General features: G+C 56.8%; 14 protein-coding genes, 4 tRNA genes and 1 pseudogene. 17 read left to right on the top strand and 2 right to left on the bottom strand.

The features are described 5' to 3' along the window. Window positions 1–3: 3 nt before the first annotated feature. The gene (rhlB, locus tag FJW00_RS10050; RefSeq protein ID WP_009088417.1) at window positions 4–1,296 is read right to left on the bottom strand and encodes an ATP-dependent RNA helicase RhlB; all 1,293 of its coding nucleotides are present in this window, start codon (window positions 1,294–1,296) and stop codon (window positions 4–6) included. A 117-nt stretch (window positions 1,297–1,413) separates the two neighbouring features. Here rhlB and trxA point away from each other — a divergent pair, with 117 nt between their 5' ends. The 17 genes and pseudogenes from trxA to FJW00_RS09960 all read left to right on the top strand — a co-directional run bounded on the left by trxA (window position 1,414) and on the right by FJW00_RS09960 (window position 15,181). After that, a complete protein-coding gene (gene trxA, locus FJW00_RS10045) occupies window positions 1,414–1,746 on the top strand; it encodes a thioredoxin TrxA (protein WP_003851963.1) in 333 nt (110 codons plus the stop codon). 351 nt (window positions 1,747–2,097) lie between these two features. Further along, window positions 2,098–3,357, top strand: a complete 1,260-nt coding sequence (gene rho / locus FJW00_RS10040) for a transcription termination factor Rho (protein ID WP_003851960.1) — start codon at window positions 2,098–2,100, stop codon at window positions 3,355–3,357. Between the two features lie 280 nt (window positions 3,358–3,637). Further along, a complete protein-coding gene (gene wecA / locus FJW00_RS10035) occupies window positions 3,638–4,717 on the top strand; it encodes a UDP-N-acetylglucosamine--undecaprenyl-phosphate N-acetylglucosaminephosphotransferase (protein WP_033736131.1) in 1,080 nt (359 codons plus the stop codon). A 30-nt stretch (window positions 4,718–4,747) separates the two neighbouring features. Beyond that, a complete protein-coding gene (gene wzzE, locus FJW00_RS10030) occupies window positions 4,748–5,797 on the top strand; it encodes an ECA polysaccharide chain length modulation protein (RefSeq protein WP_140923927.1) in 1,050 nt (349 codons plus the stop codon). A 10-nt stretch (window positions 5,798–5,807) separates the two neighbouring features. Continuing rightward, window positions 5,808–6,938 (top strand): non-hydrolyzing UDP-N-acetylglucosamine 2-epimerase, encoded by a 1,131-nt coding sequence (wecB, locus tag FJW00_RS10025; RefSeq protein ID WP_009088424.1) that lies wholly within the window; start codon window positions 5,808–5,810, stop codon window positions 6,936–6,938. After that, complete coding sequence (gene wecC / locus FJW00_RS10020; RefSeq protein ID WP_058958104.1) at window positions 6,935–8,194, top strand: UDP-N-acetyl-D-mannosamine dehydrogenase; 1,260 nt, start codon at window positions 6,935–6,937, stop codon at window positions 8,192–8,194. Before wecB ends, wecC begins: the two co-directional genes overlap by 4 nt. A gap of 33 nt (window positions 8,195–8,227) precedes the next feature. Next, window positions 8,228–8,350, top strand: a pseudogene (locus FJW00_RS10015) (glucose-1-phosphate thymidylyltransferase 2 RmlA2); the annotation flags it as partial. After that, window positions 8,328–9,035, top strand: coding sequence for a dTDP-4-amino-4,6-dideoxy-D-galactose acyltransferase (gene rffC, locus FJW00_RS10010; protein ID WP_140923925.1), 708 nt, complete (start codon window positions 8,328–8,330; stop codon window positions 9,033–9,035). The pseudogene FJW00_RS10015 and the gene rffC, both read left to right, overlap by 23 nt. Continuing rightward, window positions 9,022–10,152, top strand: coding sequence for a dTDP-4-amino-4,6-dideoxygalactose transaminase (gene rffA / locus FJW00_RS10005; RefSeq protein WP_009088429.1), 1,131 nt, complete (start codon window positions 9,022–9,024; stop codon window positions 10,150–10,152). Before rffC ends, rffA begins: the two co-directional genes overlap by 14 nt. Further along, a complete protein-coding gene (gene wzxE / locus FJW00_RS10000) occupies window positions 10,152–11,402 on the top strand; it encodes a lipid III flippase WzxE (protein WP_140923923.1) in 1,251 nt (416 codons plus the stop codon). Before rffA ends, wzxE begins: the two co-directional genes overlap by 1 nt. Next, window positions 11,399–12,466 carry a TDP-N-acetylfucosamine:lipid II N-acetylfucosaminyltransferase gene (gene wecF, locus FJW00_RS09995; RefSeq protein ID WP_140923921.1) on the top strand — a complete coding sequence of 356 codons (1,068 nt, stop codon included), beginning with the start codon at window positions 11,399–11,401 and terminating at the stop codon, window positions 12,464–12,466. Before wzxE ends, wecF begins: the two co-directional genes overlap by 4 nt. Next, window positions 12,463–13,806: an ECA oligosaccharide polymerase gene (wzyE, locus tag FJW00_RS09990; protein ID WP_058958101.1), complete on the top strand. Its 1,344-nt coding sequence runs from the start codon at window positions 12,463–12,465 to the stop codon at window positions 13,804–13,806. The genes wecF and wzyE overlap by 4 nt, the downstream gene beginning before the upstream one ends. A gap of 25 nt (window positions 13,807–13,831) precedes the next feature. Beyond that, complete coding sequence (wecG, locus tag FJW00_RS09985; protein ID WP_140923918.1) at window positions 13,832–14,572, top strand: lipopolysaccharide N-acetylmannosaminouronosyltransferase; 741 nt, start codon at window positions 13,832–13,834, stop codon at window positions 14,570–14,572. Window positions 14,573–14,730: 158 nt separating this feature from the next. Continuing rightward, a tRNA-Arg gene (locus FJW00_RS09975) sits at window positions 14,731–14,807 on the top strand. Window positions 14,808–14,905: 98 nt separating this feature from the next. Continuing rightward, window positions 14,906–14,981: transfer RNA gene (locus tag FJW00_RS09970), tRNA-His, on the top strand. Window positions 14,982–14,997: 16 nt separating this feature from the next. Beyond that, a tRNA-Leu gene (locus tag FJW00_RS09965) sits at window positions 14,998–15,084 on the top strand. A gap of 20 nt (window positions 15,085–15,104) precedes the next feature. Further along, window positions 15,105–15,181: transfer RNA gene (locus tag FJW00_RS09960), tRNA-Pro, on the top strand. Window positions 15,182–16,310: 1,129 nt separating this feature from the next. Here FJW00_RS09960 and hemY read toward each other — a convergent pair. Further along, window positions 16,311–17,507, bottom strand: coding sequence for a protoheme IX biogenesis protein HemY (gene hemY, locus FJW00_RS09950; protein WP_009088436.1), 1,197 nt, complete (start codon window positions 17,505–17,507; stop codon window positions 16,311–16,313). Window positions 17,508–17,509: the final 2 nt, after the last annotated feature.

The following is a 17,509-nucleotide window of genomic DNA, read 5'->3' as shown; positions in this document are numbered from 1 at the left end:
GGCCTAACCTGAACGTTTACGGTTGTTGTTGCGTGGCGCACCGCGACGATTAGCGTTATTGCCTCCACGGCGTGGGCCATTGCCGGAACGGCTGCGCTGCAGACGCTTAGGCGGCGGTAAATCGGTTAACAGGGCTTCGCTGCTGTACTTACTGACCGGAATGCTGTGACCAATGTACTCTTCAATCGACGGCAGATTCAGTGCGTACTCTTCACAGGCCAGGCTGATAGAGTGTCCGCTGGCACCTGCACGACCGGTACGACCAATGCGGTGAACGTAATCTTCACAGTCATCAGGCAGATCGTAGTTAAAGACGTGGGTGACCGCCGGGATGTGCAGACCACGGGCAGCAACGTCAGTCGCGACCAGAATATCCACGTCCCCTTTGGTGAAGTCATCAAGAATGCGCAGGCGCTTCTTCTGGGCCACATCGCCGGTCAGCAGGCCAACGCGGTGACCATCAGCGGCCAGGTGGCCCCAGATATCTTCACAGCGGTGCTTGGTGTTTGCGAAGACAATGGCGCGATCCGGCCACTCTTCTTCCAGCAGGGTCTGCAGCAGGCGCATTTTCTCTTCGTTAGACGGATAGAAAAGCTCTTCCTGGATGCGATGGCCGGTTTTCTGTTCCGGTTCCACTTCCACATATTCCGCGCTGTTCATGTGCTCGAACGCCAGTTCACGAACGCGGTAAGAGAGCGTTGCCGAGAAGAGCATGCTCAGGCGCTGCGTGGCAGGCGGCATACGGCGGAACAGCCAGCGAATATCTTTAATAAAGCCGAGATCGAACATGCGATCGGCTTCGTCCAGCACCATGACCTGGATGGCACCGAGGTTAACGTGATTCTGCTTCGCGTAGTCGATCAGGCGACCGGTGGTGGCCACCAGAATATCTACGCCCTGCTCCAGCACTTTCAGCTGTTTATCATAACCGTCTCCGCCATAGGCGAGACCCAGTTTCAGGCCGGTTGAGGCGGTAAGGGGTTCGGCATCTGCATGAATCTGCACAGCAAGTTCACGCGTTGGCGCAAGAATAAGTGCCCGTGGCTGATTAACCTGACGACCTTCCGCCGCAGGATAAGAGAGAAGATGATGAAACGTTGACGTCAGAAACGCCATCGTTTTGCCGGTACCGGTTTGCGCCTGGCCTGCAACATCACGCCCTGAAAGCGTAAAAGGCAGAGCTAACGCCTGAATCGGCGTGCAGTATTGAAAGCCTTTACTATCAAGGGCTTCAACCACTTTAGGGTGCAGGGCGAAGTCGGAAAACTTCTGTTCAGTTAAGTGTGTTTTGCTCATAGTGTGGTAGAATATCAGCTTACTATCGCTTTACGAAAGCGTATCCGATGAAATAAAGTCAACCAACATTGGTATATATTACGCCAATTCGCCAGGCATAATCTTGTGGAGTAAAACATGAGCAGCGATAAAATCGTTCATCTGACTGATGACAGTTTCGACACCGACGTGCTGAAAGCCGACGGCGTTACACTGGTAGATTTCTGGGCTGAATGGTGTGGTCCTTGCAAAATGATCGCGCCAATCCTTGATGAAGTTGCAGAAGAGTATGATGGCAAGCTGACCATCGCTAAGCTGAATATTGACGATAACCCAGGCACGGCACCGAAGTATGGCATTCGTGGTATCCCGACGCTGCTGCTGTTCAAAAATGGCGAAGTCGCCGCGACCAAAGTGGGCGCACTGTCTAAAGGCCAGCTGAAAGAGTTCCTGAACGCCAACCTGGCGTAATGCAGGACTGAATGTCTGGCAGTGGTGAATTTATCTCCTGCTGCTGGACGTTCGCTTTCAGGCGTGCTAATTTACTCACACTGCATTACGAACTTACCTTGTAGTTAGCATCTAAAGTTTTCCCTTGTTGAACCCATTCGCCCTGTACCTTATAAAGATAGAACGGTTCAGCAATCTTACGGTTAGCTCCAACTCTGGCATTACATTCGGACATCTCCCTGCATACCGATCGCCATTCCATTCGATGATCGTCGGGAAGAGCCGAAAAGAGCCATTAACGGCATGGATTAGTTGCCATACCATTCACGACAAACATTCCGAGTATTACCCCGAGTTTAAGAACCCATCACTATGAATCTTACCGAATTAAAGAATACGCCGGTTGCTGAGCTGATTACTCTCGGCGAAAATATGGGGCTGGAAAATCAGGCTCGCATGCGCAAGCAGGACATTATCTTTTCAATCCTGAAGCAGCACGCGAAGAGCGGCGAAGACATCTTCGGTGATGGCGTGCTGGAGATTCTTCAGGATGGATTTGGATTCCTCCGTTCCGGAGACAGCTCCTACCTCGCCGGCCCTGATGATATCTACGTTTCCCCCAGCCAAATCCGCCGCTTCAACCTCCGCACTGGTGACACCATCTCTGGCAAAATCCGTCCACCGAAAGAAGGTGAACGCTATTTTGCGCTGCTGAAAGTTAACGAAGTTAACTACGACAAGCCGGAAAACGCGCGTAATAAGATTCTGTTCGAAAACCTCACGCCGCTGCACGCCAACAAGCGTCTGCGTATGGAACGGGGTAATGGTTCAACGGAAGATTTAACGGCCCGCGTTCTGGATCTGGCGTCACCGATCGGTCGTGGTCAGCGTGGTCTGATCGTTGCACCGCCGAAAGCCGGTAAAACCATGCTGCTGCAGAACATCGCGCAGAGCCTGGCGTATAACTACCCGGACTGCGTGCTGATGGTCCTGCTGATCGATGAGCGTCCGGAAGAAGTGACCGAGATGCAGCGTCTGGTCAAAGGTGAAGTCATTGCCTCAACCTTCGATGAGCCGGCGTCACGCCACGTTCAGGTTGCGGAAATGGTCATCGAGAAAGCCAAGCGCCTGGTTGAGCACAAGAAAGATGTCATCATCCTGCTCGACTCCATCACCCGTCTGGCGCGTGCTTATAACACCGTGGTGCCGGCGTCAGGTAAAGTCCTGACCGGTGGTGTGGATGCCAACGCCCTGCATCGTCCAAAGCGTTTCTTTGGTGCTGCACGTAACGTGGAAGAGGGCGGCAGCCTGACCATCATCGCCACCGCGCTGGTTGATACCGGTTCGAAGATGGACGAAGTGATTTACGAAGAGTTCAAGGGTACCGGTAACATGGAACTGCATCTCGCCCGTAAAATCGCTGAAAAACGTGTCTTCCCGGCGATTGACTACAACCGCTCCGGTACACGTAAAGAAGAGCTGCTTACCTCTCAGGAAGAGCTGCAGAAGATGTGGATCCTGCGTAAGATTATTCACCCGATGGGCGAAATCGACGCCATGGAGTTCCTCATCAACAAACTGGCGATGACGAAAACCAACGATGAATTCTTCGACATGATGAAGCGTTCATAATCTGATACGGCCAGGCCGGACCACTGATTCGGCTTTTTTAATCCAGATTTGCAGAAAATCGCCCTTACGCCACGTCCCGACGTGGCGTTTTTCATTTGTGAGCTATAGGATTGAACACTGGCAGGAGCATTTATAATGACTGTGGTAGTGATGGCGAATTTTTGACCGTTCGTCTGTCTCTTGATGCAGAATTCGGAATCCGACACAGCGATAAACGCGCTTTTTCGCGTATTGTTGTGCGGGATGTTAGCTGAGAGCGTTTAACGTGAATTTACTCACTATGAGTACTGAGCTTGGTTTAATTTTTCTCTTTTCACTGGCTTTCCTCTTTTTTGCTCGAAAAGCAGCTAAAAAAATTGGTTTAGTTGATAAGCCTAACTCACGTAAACGCCATCATGGCGCGATTCCGTTGGTGGGCGGCATTTCCGTGTTTGCAGGGATCTGCTTCACGTTCGCGATTACCAACTACTATCTGCCACACGCGCTGCTCTATCTGGGCTGTGCCGGTGTGCTGGTGCTGGTCGGGGCGCTCGACGATCGTTTTGATATCAGCGTTAAAATCCGCGCGGTGGTGCAGGCGCTGGTCGCTGTCGTCATGATGGTGGGGGCAAAACTCTATCTGCTGAGTCTGGGCTTTATCGTCGGTCCGTTCGAGCTGATCGTGGGGCCCTTTGGCTATGTGCTGACGCTGTTCGCCGTCTGGGCCGCGATTAACGCCTTTAATATGGTGGATGGCATCGACGGTCTGCTGGGCGGCCTCTCCTCAGTGACCTTTGCCGCTATGGGCATCATCCTCTACTTCGACGGCCAGACCAGCCTGGCGATGTGGTGCTTTGCGATGATCGCCGCCACGCTGCCCTATATTCTGCTCAACCTGGGCTTTCTTGGCCGCCGCTTTAAAGTCTTTATGGGTGACGCCGGCAGCACCATGATCGGCTTCACCATCATCTGGATTCTGCTGGAAACCACCCAGGGTCTGAGTCACCCCATCACGCCGGTGACCGCCCTCTGGCTCATCGCCATTCCCCTGATGGATATGGTGGCGATCATGTATCGCCGTCTGCGCAAAGGCATGAGCCCGTTCTCGGCTGACCGTCAGCACATCCACCATCTGATTATGCGCGCAGGCTTCAGCTCGCGTCAGGCCTTTGTGCTGATTACCGTCGCGGCCGCGATTCTCGCCGGTATCGGGGTGCTGGGTGAGTATCTGGCGTTTATCCCTGAGTGGGTGATGCTGCTGCTTTTCCTGGGCGCGTTCATGGTTTATGGCTACTGCCTGAAACATGCATGGCGCGTGGCGCGGCGTATCCGTCGCATCAAGCGCCGTCTGAGCCATCATCGCGAAGCAAAAAATAAATGAACCCGATGCTGATTAAAGGATATCTCTGCCATGCCTTCTGACGTTGTGGACAACGAACTGGATCTTCGCGGCTTAGGCTGCCGGTTATGGCGTGGCAAGCGCTGGATTGTGGGGCTGGCCCTGCTGTTTGCCCTGGTCGCCTGGCTGGCGACGCTGCTGCTGAAACAGGTCTGGAGCACCACGGCGATCACCGATCGTCCGACAGTAAATATGCTGGGCTCCTACTATGCACAGCAGCAGTTTCTGACCAACCTGGATGTGCGGAATAACGCGTTAACCCTGGCGGCGCCCTCGCCAACGGTGATGGATGAGGTTTATCAGGAGTTCATCATGCAGCTCGCCTCGTGGGATACGCGTCGCGAGTTCTGGCAGCAAACCGACTACTACAAGAGTCGTAAAACCGGCAACGCGCACAACGATGCCGCGCTGCTTGACGACATGATTGGCAACATTCTCTTCACCCCGGCGGACGCGGCACATAACCTGCCGGACAACGTCAGACTCAATGCGGAAACCGCAGGCGACGCCAACAACCTGCTGCGTCAGTATATTGCCTACGCCAGCGAGCGTGCCGCACGTCATCTGAATGATGAGTTAAAAGGGGCCTGGCAGGCGCGCACCGATCAGTTGCAGGCGCAGGTAAAACGTCAGGAAGATGTGGCGAACGCCGTATTCCAGCGCCAGCAGCACCGTCTGGAGCAGGCGCTGAAGATCGCCAGTCAGCAGGGTATCAATGAGAAACAGACGCGCGAAGCGGGTGAAAATCTGGCGGACAGCGATCTCTTCCTGCTGGGCCAGCCCGTGCTGCAGGGACAGCTTGAAACCCTGCGTGCCACCGGTCCCAGCTTCGATATCAGCTATGATCAAAACAGAGCTATGCTGGCCACGCTGCAGACCGGACCCAGACTGAACAGCCAGTTCCAGACCTACCGTTATCTGCGTACGCCGGAAGAGCCGGTATCACGTGACAGCCCGCGACGTCTGTTCATGATGATTATGTGGGGTGCCGTTGGGGCATTAACCGGCGCGGGCGTGGCGCTGGCACGTCGTCCGCGTCTGATGTCAGACACGCATGATTGAGAGAAACAGTGTGAAAGTTCTGACCGTATTTGGTACTCGCCCCGAAGCGATAAAAATGGCCCCGCTGGTTCAGGCGCTGGCGCAGGATCCCGCGTTTGAATCACGGCTGTGCGTCACCGCCCAGCATCGCGAAATGCTCGATCAGGTGCTGCGTCTGTTCAGACTGCAGCCGGACTACGATCTCAACATCATGCGGCCTGAGCAGGGGCTGACGGAGATCACCTGTCGCATCTTAGAGGGCATGAAAACCGTTCTGCTCGACTTCCGGCCCGACATCGTGCTGGTGCACGGCGACACGACCACCACGCTGGCGGCGAGTCTGGCCGCCTTTTATCATCAGATTCCGGTTGGCCATGTGGAAGCCGGGCTGCGCACCGGCGATCTCGCGTCGCCGTGGCCGGAAGAGGGCAACCGTAAGCTGACCGGCCATCTCGCCCGCCTGCATTTCACCCCGACCTCGCGCTCGCGACAGAATCTGCTGCAGGAAAATCTCGCCGACTCACGCATTATCGTGACCGGCAATACGGTTATTGACGCGCTGCTGTGGGTACGTGATCGGGTGCTGGATGACACCAATCTGAATGCGCAGCTGGCCGCGCGCTATCCGTTTCTCGATCCGGAGAAGAAACTGGTACTGGTCACCGGTCATCGTCGTGAAAGCTTTGGCGGCGGGTTTGAACGGATCTGCAGCGCGCTGGCGCAGATTGCCCGCCAGCATCCGGAAGCGCAGATTGTCTATCCGGTGCACCTCAATCCCAATGTCAGCGAACCGGTTAACCGGATACTCAGCGGCATTGAAAATATCATTCTGATCGAACCGCAGGAGTATCTGCCTTTTGTCTGGCTGATGAACCGCGCCTGGTTAATCCTCACCGACTCCGGCGGTATCCAGGAAGAGGCGCCGTCGCTGGGTAAACCGGTGCTGGTGATGCGCGACACCACCGAGCGGCCGGAAGCGGTCGATGCCGGCACCGTGAAACTGGTGGGAACCGATGTCGCCACTATCGTGGCCAGCGTGAGCGAACTGCTGAGCGACGATGAGGCCTGGCAGGCGATGAGCCATGCCCATAATCCTTATGGCGATGGCAAAGCCTGCGGTCGTATTTTACAAGCCTTAAAAGATAACCGAGCCGAATTATGAGTTTTGAAACCATCTCCGTGATTGGACTGGGATACATTGGGCTGCCGACGGCAGCCGTTTTTGCCTCAAAGGGAAAAAAAGTGGTGGGCGTGGATATCAACGCGCGCGCCGTGGAAACCATCAACCGTGGCGCGATCCACATCGTGGAGCCTGATTTAGATCAGGTGGTACATGCTGCCGTCACGCGTGGCGACCTGCGTGCCACCACCCAGCCTGAGCCTGCGGACGCCTTTCTTATTGCCGTGCCGACTCCGTTCAAAGATGACCATCAGCCCGACCTGCGCTTTGTTAAAGCCGCCGCAGAGTCGATAGCTCCTGTGCTGAAGAAGGGCGACCTGGTGATTCTGGAGTCGACGTCGCCGGTTGGCAGCACGGAACAGATGGCCGACTGGCTGGCGGCGGCGCGTCCCGATCTGCGTTTTCCGCAGCACGGTGAGACGCCCGATGTCTTCGTCGCCTACTGCCCGGAGCGCGTACTGCCGGGTCAGGTGATGGTCGAACTGATCAATAATGACAGGGTCATCGGCGGCATGACACCCGCCTGTTCCGCCCGCGCCAGCGAGCTGTATCGCATTTTCCTGAAAGGCGAGTGTGTGGAAACCAACGCCCGCACCGCCGAGATGTGCAAGCTGACTGAGAACAGCTTCCGCGATGTGAACATCGCCTTTGCCAATGAGCTGTCGCTGATTTGCGCCGATCAGGGGATCAACGTCTGGGAGCTGATTGCGCTGGCGAATCGCCATCCGCGCGTCAACATTCTGCAGCCAGGGCCGGGCGTCGGGGGACACTGTATCGCCGTCGATCCCTGGTTCATCGTGGCGCAGAATCCCGAACTAGCCCGTCTGATCCGCACCGCGCGCGAGGTCAATGATGCCAAGCCGCAGTGGGTGCTGGACCAGGTAAAAACCGCGCTGGCGGAGTGCCTGACCCAGACCGGCAAGCGCGCCAGCGATATCACCATCGCCTGCTTCGGACTGGCTTTTAAACCCAATATTGACGATCTGCGCGAAAGCCCGGCGGTGGGCGTGGCGCAGAAGATTGCGGAGTGGCACCGCGGCACAACCTGGGTGGTTGAGCCTCACATTGCGCAGATCGCTGACGCGCTGGCAGGCAAAGCTGAGCTGGTCCCGGGCGAGCAGGCGCTGGCCCAGGCCGATATTCTGGTGATGCTGGTGGATCATCGCGCCTTCCGCGCCATCGATGCCGCTCAGGTACAGCAGCAATGGATTGTCGACACCAAAGGTGTGTGGCGATGAGGCGTTTTAGCGTTTAAATAACTGACATGTGCGGTTGCCTGGCGTAACGGCTGGCTGAGTGACGAGCAGCTGCGCGCCGCGGGTGACGCGTTGACGAAAACCGGCTACGGCCAATACCTGCTGGATTTATTACATGCCCGTCCACGTCAATATTAACCCCCTCAGCTGGGAGAGCGGATTCTTCGGTGTTGAGACGGTGCGGCTGGAGCTGCAAGGCGACACCCCACTGGAGCAGGCGCTGCGCCATCCCTGTGCACTGATGCAGATGAAAGTCGCTGCGGGTGAAACGGCGCTGATCGATACGCTGCAGCAGCATCAGTTCCAGCTGGTGGAGGGTGAGGCCGATCTGACGCTGGCGATTGTCCAGACGGAACGGCAGGCGGGCATTCGCATTGCGCGTGAGGCACAGATCCCCTCTCTGCGTGACGCCGCGTCGCAGCTCTTCAGTCAGAGCCGCTTTCGTGCGCCCTGGTATGCGCCGGACGTCAGCGGTCGCTTTTATGCGCAGTGGATTGAAAATGCGGTGCGCGGGGCGTTTGACGATCAGTGCCTGGTCGCCTGCGATGCCGCGGGTGGAGTGCAGGGCTTTGTTTCGCTGCGTGCGGTGGAGGGCGATGCCCGCATCGGCCTGCTCGGCGTCCTGCCCGACGCACAGGGACAGGGGCTGGGTCAGCGACTGATGCTGGCGGCGGCGGACTGGGCGCGGGTCAGGCAGCTCGCGCAGCTTCGGGTGGCGACTCAGCTCAGCAATCTTACGGCGATGCGCCTCTATTTACGCAGCGGTGCCCGGCTCGACAGCACCGCCTACTGGTTTTACAGGAAAGGTCATGATTCCATTTAATGCGCCGCCCGTGGTGGGCACAGAAATTGAGTATATGCAGTCGGCGATGAGCAGCGGCAAGCTGTGCGGCGACGGCGGCTTTACCCGCCGCTGCCAGCAGTGGATGGAGCAGCGTTTCGGCAGTAAAAAAGTGCTGCTGACCCCCTCCTGCACCGCTTCGCTGGAGATGGCGGCGCTGCTTATCGATCTGCAGCCTGGCGATGAAGTGATCATGCCGAGCTACACCTTTGTCTCTACCGCCAATGCCTTTGTGCTGCGCGGCGCGCGTATTGTCTTTGTCGATGTCCGCCCGGACACGATGAATATTGATGAGACCCTGATTGAAGCGGCCATCACAGAAAAAACCCGTGCCATTGTCCCGGTGCACTACGCAGGCGTCGCCTGTGAAATGGACACCATCATGGCGCTGGCGGCAAAACATAAGCTGTTTGTCATCGAAGATGCGGCGCAGGGTGTGATGTCACGCTACAAAGGCCGTGCGCTGGGTACCATCGGTCATATCGGCTGCTTCAGCTTTCATGAAACCAAGAACTACACGGCGGGTGGCGAAGGGGGGGCAACCCTGATTAACGACGCCAGTCTGGTCGAGCGCGCCGAAATCGTGCGGGAAAAGGGCACGAACCGCAGCCAGTTCTTCCGCGGTCAGGTCGATAAATACACCTGGCGCGATATGGGGTCGAGCTTCCTGATGGCCGATCTGCAGGCGGCCTACCTCTGGGCACAGCTGGAAGCGGCTGAACGCATTAACCAGCAACGTTTACGTATCTGGCAGCGTTATTATGAGGCGCTTCAGCCACTGGCGGCACAGGGACGCATTGACCTGCCCGTGATCCCTGCCAGCTGCGAACATAATGCCCATATGTTCTACATCAAGCTGCGCGATCAGGATGATCGTCAGGCGCTGATTAACTGGATGAAGGAAGCCGAGATACTGACGGTGTTCCACTATATTCCGCTGCACAGTTCGCCTGCCGGTGAGCGTTTCTCGCAGTTTGTCGGGGAGGATCGCTTTACCACAGCGGAAAGCGAACGCCTGCTGCGCCTGCCGCTGTTTTATAACCTGTCAGATAATAATCAGAGCACGGTTATCAGCTCACTGCTGAGCTTCTTTTCCTGATGTCATTAGCCAGAGCCTCAGTGTGGACCGCGTCGTCCACGCTGGTAAAAATTGTGTCTGGTCTGCTGGTGGTAAAACTGCTGGCGGTCAGCTTCGGTCCTGAAGGTGTGGGGCAGGCGGGGAACTTTCGTCAGCTGATTACCGTGCTGGGTGTACTGGCCGGGGCGGGCATCTTCAACGGTGTCACCACTTATGTGGCGCAGTATCAGCAGCAACCCGGCCAGTTGCGGGCGCTGGTGGGTACGGCGTCGGCCATGGTGCTGGGCTTTTCCGGCGCGCTGGCGCTGCTGTTTCTGCTGGCGGCGGCCCCGATCAGCACGGCGCTGTTTGGTCACGACCGCTATCAGGGCGTTATCCGCGTGGTCGCTTTCCTTCAGCTCGGCATCGCCTGGGCCAACTTTACGCTGGCGCTGCTGAAGGGGTATCGCGACGCGCGCGGCAATGCGCTGGCGCTGATCGCTGGCAGCCTGATTGGGGTTATTGGCTATCTGGTCTGCTGGTGGCTGGGTGGCTATCAGGGTGCACTGACCGGCCTGGCGCTGGTGCCGGCCCTGCTGCTGCTGCCGGCACTGGTGATGCTGAAACGCCGCGCGCCGCTGCCGCTGAGCTGGCTGCGTCCGCAATGGCATCCTGAGCTGGCGCGCAATCTGGCAAAATATACCCTGATGGCGCTGATCACGGCGGTAACCCTGCCGGTGGCCTGGGTGCTGATGCGTAACCTGCTGGCAGAGCAGCAGGGCTGGGCGCAGGTCGGCTTGTGGCAGGGCGTGACCAGCATTTCCGATGCCTATCTGCAGTTTATTACCGCCACTTTCAGCGTCTGGCTGTTGCCGACCCTGGCACGGCTCGATAACAAGCGCGACATCGCGCGGGAGATTGGCCGGGCACTGCGCTTTGTGCTGCCTGCCGTGGCCGTCGCCAGCCTGGCTGTCTGGGTGCTGCGCGATTTCGCCATCAGCCTGCTTTTCTCCGAAGCCTTTCGCGGGATGCGCGATCTCTTTGTCTGGCAACTGTGCGGCGATGTTTTTAAAGTTGGCGCCTATGTTTTCGGATATCTGGTTATCGCCAAAGCCTCGCTGCGCTTTTATGTTCTGACTGAGATCAGCCAGTTTCTGTTACTGACCCTGTTCTCACGCTGGCTGATCCCGTTACATGGCGCAACGGGGGCCGCACAGGCCTATATGCTGACCTACATGGCTTACTTTGCCCTGTGTTGTGGCGCTTTTATTGTTTACTGTCGGAAAAAATGAGTTTAATTCACGTTCTGGGATCGGATATTCCCCATCACAACCTCACGGTGCTGCGCTTTTTTAACGACGTTCTCAGCGTTGAGCAGCCTGCGGCTTCGCCACGCCATTTTATGGTGGTCACCAGGCTGCCCGAGAGTCTGGCAACGTTCAGTGCGTTACAGATCGAGTGCTTTGCCAGCAAGAAAGCGCTGGCGCAGGCGGTAGTGCAGCGGGCAAAAAACCGTCAGCAGCGTTTCTTCTGTCACGGCCAGTTTAACCCGTGGATCTGGCTGGCACTGCTTAGCGGAAAGCTGCGCCGTTCACAGCTGTTCTGGCATGTCTGGGGAGCCGATCTTTATGAAGACTCACGCAGCCTGAAGTTCCGCCTGTTTTATCACATTCGCCGGTTAGCTCAGGGACGGGTGGCACAGGTTTTTGCCACCCGTGGAGACCTGCACCACTTTCAGCAGCGGCATCGCCGGGTGCCGGGTTCACTGCTCTATTTCCCGACCCGAATGCCTGCCGCCGCCGTGCAGGCCGATCCGACGGAACCGTTCACGCTGCTGCTGGGCAACTCGGGCGATCCGAGTAACCGCCATATTGAAGGCTTAAAAGCGATTCACGCGCAGTTTGGTGAGCAGGTGCGTATTGAGGTGCCGCTGGGTTATCCGCCGGGCAATGAGGCTTATATCAGCCAGATTCAGGCCGCAGCGGATGCGCTGTTCCCGCAGGGGCAGGTGAACCTGATACGTGAAAATATGGCGTTTGAAGCCTATCTGGCGCTGCTGGCGCGCTGCCACGTCGGCTATTTTATGTTTGAACGTCAGCAGGGGGTGGGCACACTCTGCCTGCTGATTCAGGCGAACGTGCCGTTTGTGCTGACCCGCAAAAATCCATTCTGGCGCGATGTGGCAGAGCAGCAGTTGCCGGTCCTGTTCAGCGAAGATACGCTGTCGCCTGCTGTTATCGCCGAGGCGCGTCGCCAGCTCATGACCTGTGATAAAGAGGCGATCGCCTTTTTCGCTCCCGGTTATCTGGCAGGCTGGCGGGCAGCGTTACAGCTCAGCGAAGGGGAAAAGTCATGAGTCTTATGCAGTTTGGCGGCCTGCTGGTGGTCTATCTGCTGTCGCTGGGTTTCATTCTGACCCTGACCTGGCGGGAGTTTAAGCGTGTCCGTTTTAACTTCCACCTCTTTTTCACGCTGCTGTTTTTACTGACCTTCTACTTCGGCTTTCCGCTGACCTCCCTGCTGGTGTTCCGGTTTCACGTTGAGGTGGTGCCGGTGGAAAACCTGCTGGAGGCGCTGCTCTCGGCCACGGCGTTTTATGCCATCTATTACGTCAGTTATAAGGTGCGGCTGAAACCAGCTAATGCACCGCCTGCAAAGCCCTGGCTGCAGATGAACCGGGTTGAAACCCACCTGACCTGTGTGATTCTGGCGCTGGTGGCGCTGGGCACCGTTACGGTGTTCTTTATTCACAACGGTTTTCTGCTGTTCCGCCTGACGGCCTATAACCAGATCTTTTCCAGCGAAGTGTCGGGCGTGGCGCTGAAGCGCTTCTTCTATTTCTTTATTCCGGCGATGCTGATCCCCTATTTTCTGCGTCCTACGCGTCGCAACTGGCTGCTGTTTCTGGTGGTGACGGTGGCCTTTGGCCTGCTGACCTACGCGCTGGTGGGCGGGACTCGCGCCAATATCATTATTGCGTTTGCGCTGTTCCTGTTTATCGGTATTACGCGCGGCTGGATCACCCTGTGGATGCTGGCAACGGCGGGGGTGATGGCTATCGCGGGGATGTTCTGGCTGGCGCTGCGCCGCTATAACCTGGACGTTATGGGCGATGAAGCGTTTTACACCTTCCTTTATCTGACGCGGGATACATTCTCGCCGTGGGAGAATCTGGCCCTGCTGCTGGATAACTACGCCAGAATAGAGTTTCAGGGGCTGGCACCGCTGTGGCGCGATTTCTACGTGTTTATTCCCACCTGGCTGTGGCCGGATCGGCCGCTGACCGTGCTGAACAGCGCGAACTATTTCACCTGGGAAGTGCTGGATAACCATTCGGGCCTGGCCATTTCCCCGACGCTGATCGGCTCGCTGGTGGTCATGGGCGGCGTCTGGGCGATTCCGATCGGTGCCGTGGCGGTGGGGATGATTATTAAAGCCTTCGATGCGATCTACCAGCGTGGCTGCCGTGAGGCCAACCGCTACAGCGGTGCTATCCTGCAAAGCTTCTGTTTTGGTGCGGTCTTTAACATGATCGTGCTGGCACGCGAAGGGCTGGATGCCTTCGGTTCACGCGTAGTGTTTTTCTGCATCATTTTTGCTGCCTGTCTGGGCCTGGCTAAATTACTTTTCTGGTTACTGGATCGCGCAGGTTTAATTCGCGACCGCAGTGGACGGGTGCTACACAGCCCGCTCTGATTAACCTCTGGGATTAACGGAAGATATGACACAGTTAACGGATACGCCGCAGTACCGCATCCGCGGCGTTGACCTGTATGGCTTCGAAAATATGTCGTCGGCGGTGAGCTTTCTGATGCCGCCGCAGAGCGTACGCAGCGGCATTCTGGTGGCGATCAATGCGGAGAAGATTTTGACCGCCGAGCGGGATGAGGGATTACGCACGCTGCTGGCGCAGGCGGAGTATGCGTATGCCGATGGCATCAGCATTGTGCGATCGATCCGTAAAAAGTATCCGCAGGCGTCAGTGCAGCGTATTGCCGGCGCGGATTTATGGGAGGCGCTGATGGAACGTGCCGGGCGGGAAGGGACGCCGGTGTTTCTGGTGGGTGGTCGCCAGCAGGTGCTGGATGAGACCTGCGCGAAGCTGCGTCGTCAGTGGAATGTGAATATTGTCGGGGCGCAGGATGGCTATTTTGCGCCAGCGGATCAGGATGCCCTGTTTGCCCGGATTGCCGCCAGCGGCGCAAAGCTGGTGACCGTGGCGCTGGGGTCGCCGCGTCAGGAGCTGCTGATGCTGGCGTGCCGAGCACAGTGGCCGGATGCGCTTTATATGGGGGTAGGGGGAACCTACGACGTCTTCACCGGCCATGTGAAGCGCGCGCCCAAAATCTGGCAGCGGCTGGGGCTGGAGTGGCTCTACCGTCTGATTCGGCAGCCGAGCCGCCTGCGCAGGCAGTTAAAACTGCTTAAATATTTGCGCTATCACTGGCGCGGCGATCTCTGATATCGCTGATAAATGCCGCATTTTTACGCACGGTGAGCGCGGAAATGTACTATTTGTCGACGAAATGCACAAAGCGTAATCAAACGCGCCTTTTTATTTAAAAAGCACTAGACACGATGGGCGCTTATCTCTAGTATGCACATCCGCAACGGCGCTACGCGCCCGTAGCTCAGCTGGATAGAGCGCTGCCCTCCGGAGGCAGAGGTCTCAGGTTCGAATCCTGTCGGGCGCGCCATATCGTTTGTGCGCATGAGCTTCGGTGGTTGATTTACCGCGGTTGGCAGTAAAGATTTACATGCTGCAGGTCTTTGACTTGTAACATTAAGTACAGTGGTGGCTATAGCTCAGTTGGTAGAGCCCTGGATTGTGATTCCAGTTGTCGTGGGTTCGAGTCCCATTAGCCACCCCAGATTTTGCTGGGATACGCGAAGGTGGCGGAATTGGTAGACGCGCTAGCTTCAGGTGTTAGTGTCTTAACGGACGTGAGGGTTCAAGTCCCTCTCTTCGCACCAGGCAAAACAGTTAAAAAAATCGGCGAGTAGCGCAGCTTGGTAGCGCAACTGGTTTGGGACCAGTGGGTCGGAGGTTCGAATCCTCTCTCGCCGACCATTTTTAGAAACCTGTCTGAAAAGACAGGTTTTTTTTCGTCTGTAGAAAAGTGGATTTGAATGTCTGCGGGAGATATGGGCCGGACCGGGTGGGTGCGGTGTAACCATGTTGCTGTCAGTTCGAGCCTGTGAAGGTAACACGTTCAGATCGGAAAGTCGCTTAAGCCATCCATGGCCGCTCGGCCCACGCGATTACGCACCTCATCCATGAGGTGCGCCCGTAAACGGGCCAACGCGTTGCGTTGTTCAAAAACGCTCCCGGCGTTTTTATCCGGGCGGCGGGACGCTTTCCTCTTCTGACCGTGTTCCCTGCGCGTTGAGCTTATGCGCTGTGGTTAGATGCATCCGGGTTTAGATCTGTCATTAGTCCAAAGCTTCCTTGTAAGTATCTGATGCGTCTGCCATACGTGAAGCGAAGGGAGCATACGCCTGTAGCAAAGCATAGCGGGCCAGGGATGGCCCGCGCTGAGCCTGCCATGGATGGCGTCTTTTGCGTCTTTGCGAAAGGCGTATACTCCCTGAAGCCCGCACTGTGGTGAGAGCCGGCGTGCTCGTTAGCGTATTGTTTGATGCCAGATTACCCGCTTTGAGTGAGTCAGTTGTCAGAGAAGGTTGCTGAAGCAGGATCGCTAGCGTCGTGAATTGCCGACAAATAAGTTATTGTTATTTATAGATTCATAAAGAGTCCGGGCTCGCTGTCTCCGTTCAGAGACAGAGAAAGTCTCTGCTGTCGCCAGATACCGACACTTACCCGCCATCTGCTCCGCTGAAGCACTCAGCATCTTCGATAACATAATGATTTAAAATAGTTTTTAAAATAACCTTCAATCTGGCACGGCTTGTGCAATACTCCTGCTGTAGATGCTCATTCCACCTCTTATGTCTGCTGATGCTGCATAAACCTGGGAATGATGCAGAGCCAATTTTAGGTACCTGTTGTCTGCCTGCCTGTATCGCGAAAGCCTTACAGGATTACCAGACACCACGTTGAGTCGGGTACCTCCCGGTTGTCTTACCGACCTGATCTTACACCTGCCACTGGCAGGTGTTTTTTTTGCCTGAGGAGAAGGAGCGGCAGATTGCGGGCACAAAAAAGCCGGGCGAGCCCGGCTTAGTTAGCTTTGCGCCTGTCAGGCGCCAGGATTATTTTTCAGCGTCAGCAGTAAGCCTTCACGGCGCATCTTCGCGGCCTCTTCCGGACGATGCAGACGATCATACACATCCGCCAGCCACGCATAATCGAATGCGTCAGGACGCTGTGCCAGCGCCTGCTGCAGAGCATCCGCTGCCTGCTGCCACTCTCCATGACGCATCAGCAACTGTCCCAGCGTGCTGTGCAGCAGCGGCGTTGCGCCATGCTGTTTGATCTGCTGACGTAAGGCCTTCTCAAGTGCTTCCGGATTGCCGCTTTTAATGCGGGGCATCAGCAGCACCAGACGATCGTCATAATGACGCTTGAGGCCTTCCAGCACGATCGACTGCGCGGTGTCATGATCGTTGCACTCAATCAGGTGATCCGCCATGGCGACCTGCAGCGTGGTATCCTGACGGGTCTTACGGCTCAGCGTATTCCACCAGCGCTTCAGACCGTCACTGCCCTGATCGGCCATCGCCTGATTCATCAGGCCCAGCCAGGCCTGCTGCTGCAACGCGTCGCGATGGAGGTCGTCGCCGACCTGCGCTTTCTGCATCGCAGGCAGAATATCCAGCAGCGCACTCCAGGCGCCGGTACGGACATAGGCCTGTTCAGCCAGACGCAGCACTTCAGGATGACGCGGTGCCACTTCCAGCAGACGATCGATGCTGTGACGTGCAGCGTGATCTTCATTGCGCGCCAGCTGAATACGTGCGCGGGCAATTTCTACCGGAATGGTATTGTTTTCGGACAGCTCTGCCGCGCGTTCAAGATGCTGATTGGCACGCACTTCATCACCGCGCTGCTGCGCGGCTTCCGCAGCCAGCAGGTAGTTTGCTACCGGCACATCCGCGTGATCGGCATCTTTAGAGAGCAGTTTTTCCGCCTGACGGTGGTCACCTTCCGCCAGCTTCATCAGCGCAGTCTGCGTATGACGCTGGGCGCGGCGGCGTTTACGTCCGGTAAACCAGCCACGGGTGCGTGCGCCGGTTCGCAGCACGCGACGCAGCAGCCACTCCACGGCCAGAATCACCAGCAGGCTGAGAATAAGGATAATCACCAGCCCGGTGACGCTGGTTTCGATATTCCAGTTATCAGTCTGAATCAGCACATAGCCCTGATGACCGGCAATCATCGGTCCCAGTACCACGCCCGCAATCAGCAGGATAAAGAGGATAAATACCTTAAGCATGC

It is taken from the genome of Pantoea anthophila (assembly GCF_006494375.1).
In the GTDB taxonomy this organism is placed as follows: Bacteria; Pseudomonadota; Gammaproteobacteria; order Enterobacterales; family Enterobacteriaceae; genus Pantoea; species Pantoea anthophila.
Note: the sequence above shows the minus strand (reverse complement) of the source record. Positions and strands in the feature narration are given on the sequence as shown.

What these genes read in the sequence shown, in the direction of transcription:
- rhlB (WP_009088417.1), bottom strand. Translation starts at nt 1,296, where the DNA reads ATGAGCAAAACACACTTAACTGAACAGAAGTTTTCCGACTTCGCCCTG.
- trxA (WP_003851963.1), top strand. Translation starts at nt 1,414, where the DNA reads ATGAGCAGCGATAAAATCGTTCATCTGACTGATGACAGTTTCGACACC.
- rho (WP_003851960.1), top strand. Translation starts at nt 2,098, where the DNA reads ATGAATCTTACCGAATTAAAGAATACGCCGGTTGCTGAGCTGATTACT.
- wecA (WP_033736131.1), top strand. Translation starts at nt 3,638, where the DNA reads ATGAGTACTGAGCTTGGTTTAATTTTTCTCTTTTCACTGGCTTTCCTC.
- wzzE (WP_140923927.1), top strand. Translation starts at nt 4,748, where the DNA reads ATGCCTTCTGACGTTGTGGACAACGAACTGGATCTTCGCGGCTTAGGC.
- wecC (WP_058958104.1), top strand. Translation starts at nt 6,935, where the DNA reads ATGAGTTTTGAAACCATCTCCGTGATTGGACTGGGATACATTGGGCTG.
- rffC (WP_140923925.1), top strand. Translation starts at nt 8,328, where the DNA reads ATGCCCGTCCACGTCAATATTAACCCCCTCAGCTGGGAGAGCGGATTC.
- rffA (WP_009088429.1), top strand. Translation starts at nt 9,022, where the DNA reads ATGATTCCATTTAATGCGCCGCCCGTGGTGGGCACAGAAATTGAGTAT.
- wzxE (WP_140923923.1), top strand. Translation starts at nt 10,152, where the DNA reads ATGTCATTAGCCAGAGCCTCAGTGTGGACCGCGTCGTCCACGCTGGTA.
- wecF (WP_140923921.1), top strand. Translation starts at nt 11,399, where the DNA reads ATGAGTTTAATTCACGTTCTGGGATCGGATATTCCCCATCACAACCTC.
- wzyE (WP_058958101.1), top strand. Translation starts at nt 12,463, where the DNA reads ATGAGTCTTATGCAGTTTGGCGGCCTGCTGGTGGTCTATCTGCTGTCG.
- wecG (WP_140923918.1), top strand. Translation starts at nt 13,832, where the DNA reads ATGACACAGTTAACGGATACGCCGCAGTACCGCATCCGCGGCGTTGAC.
- hemY (WP_009088436.1), bottom strand. Translation starts at nt 17,507, where the DNA reads ATGCTTAAGGTATTTATCCTCTTTATCCTGCTGATTGCGGGCGTGGTA.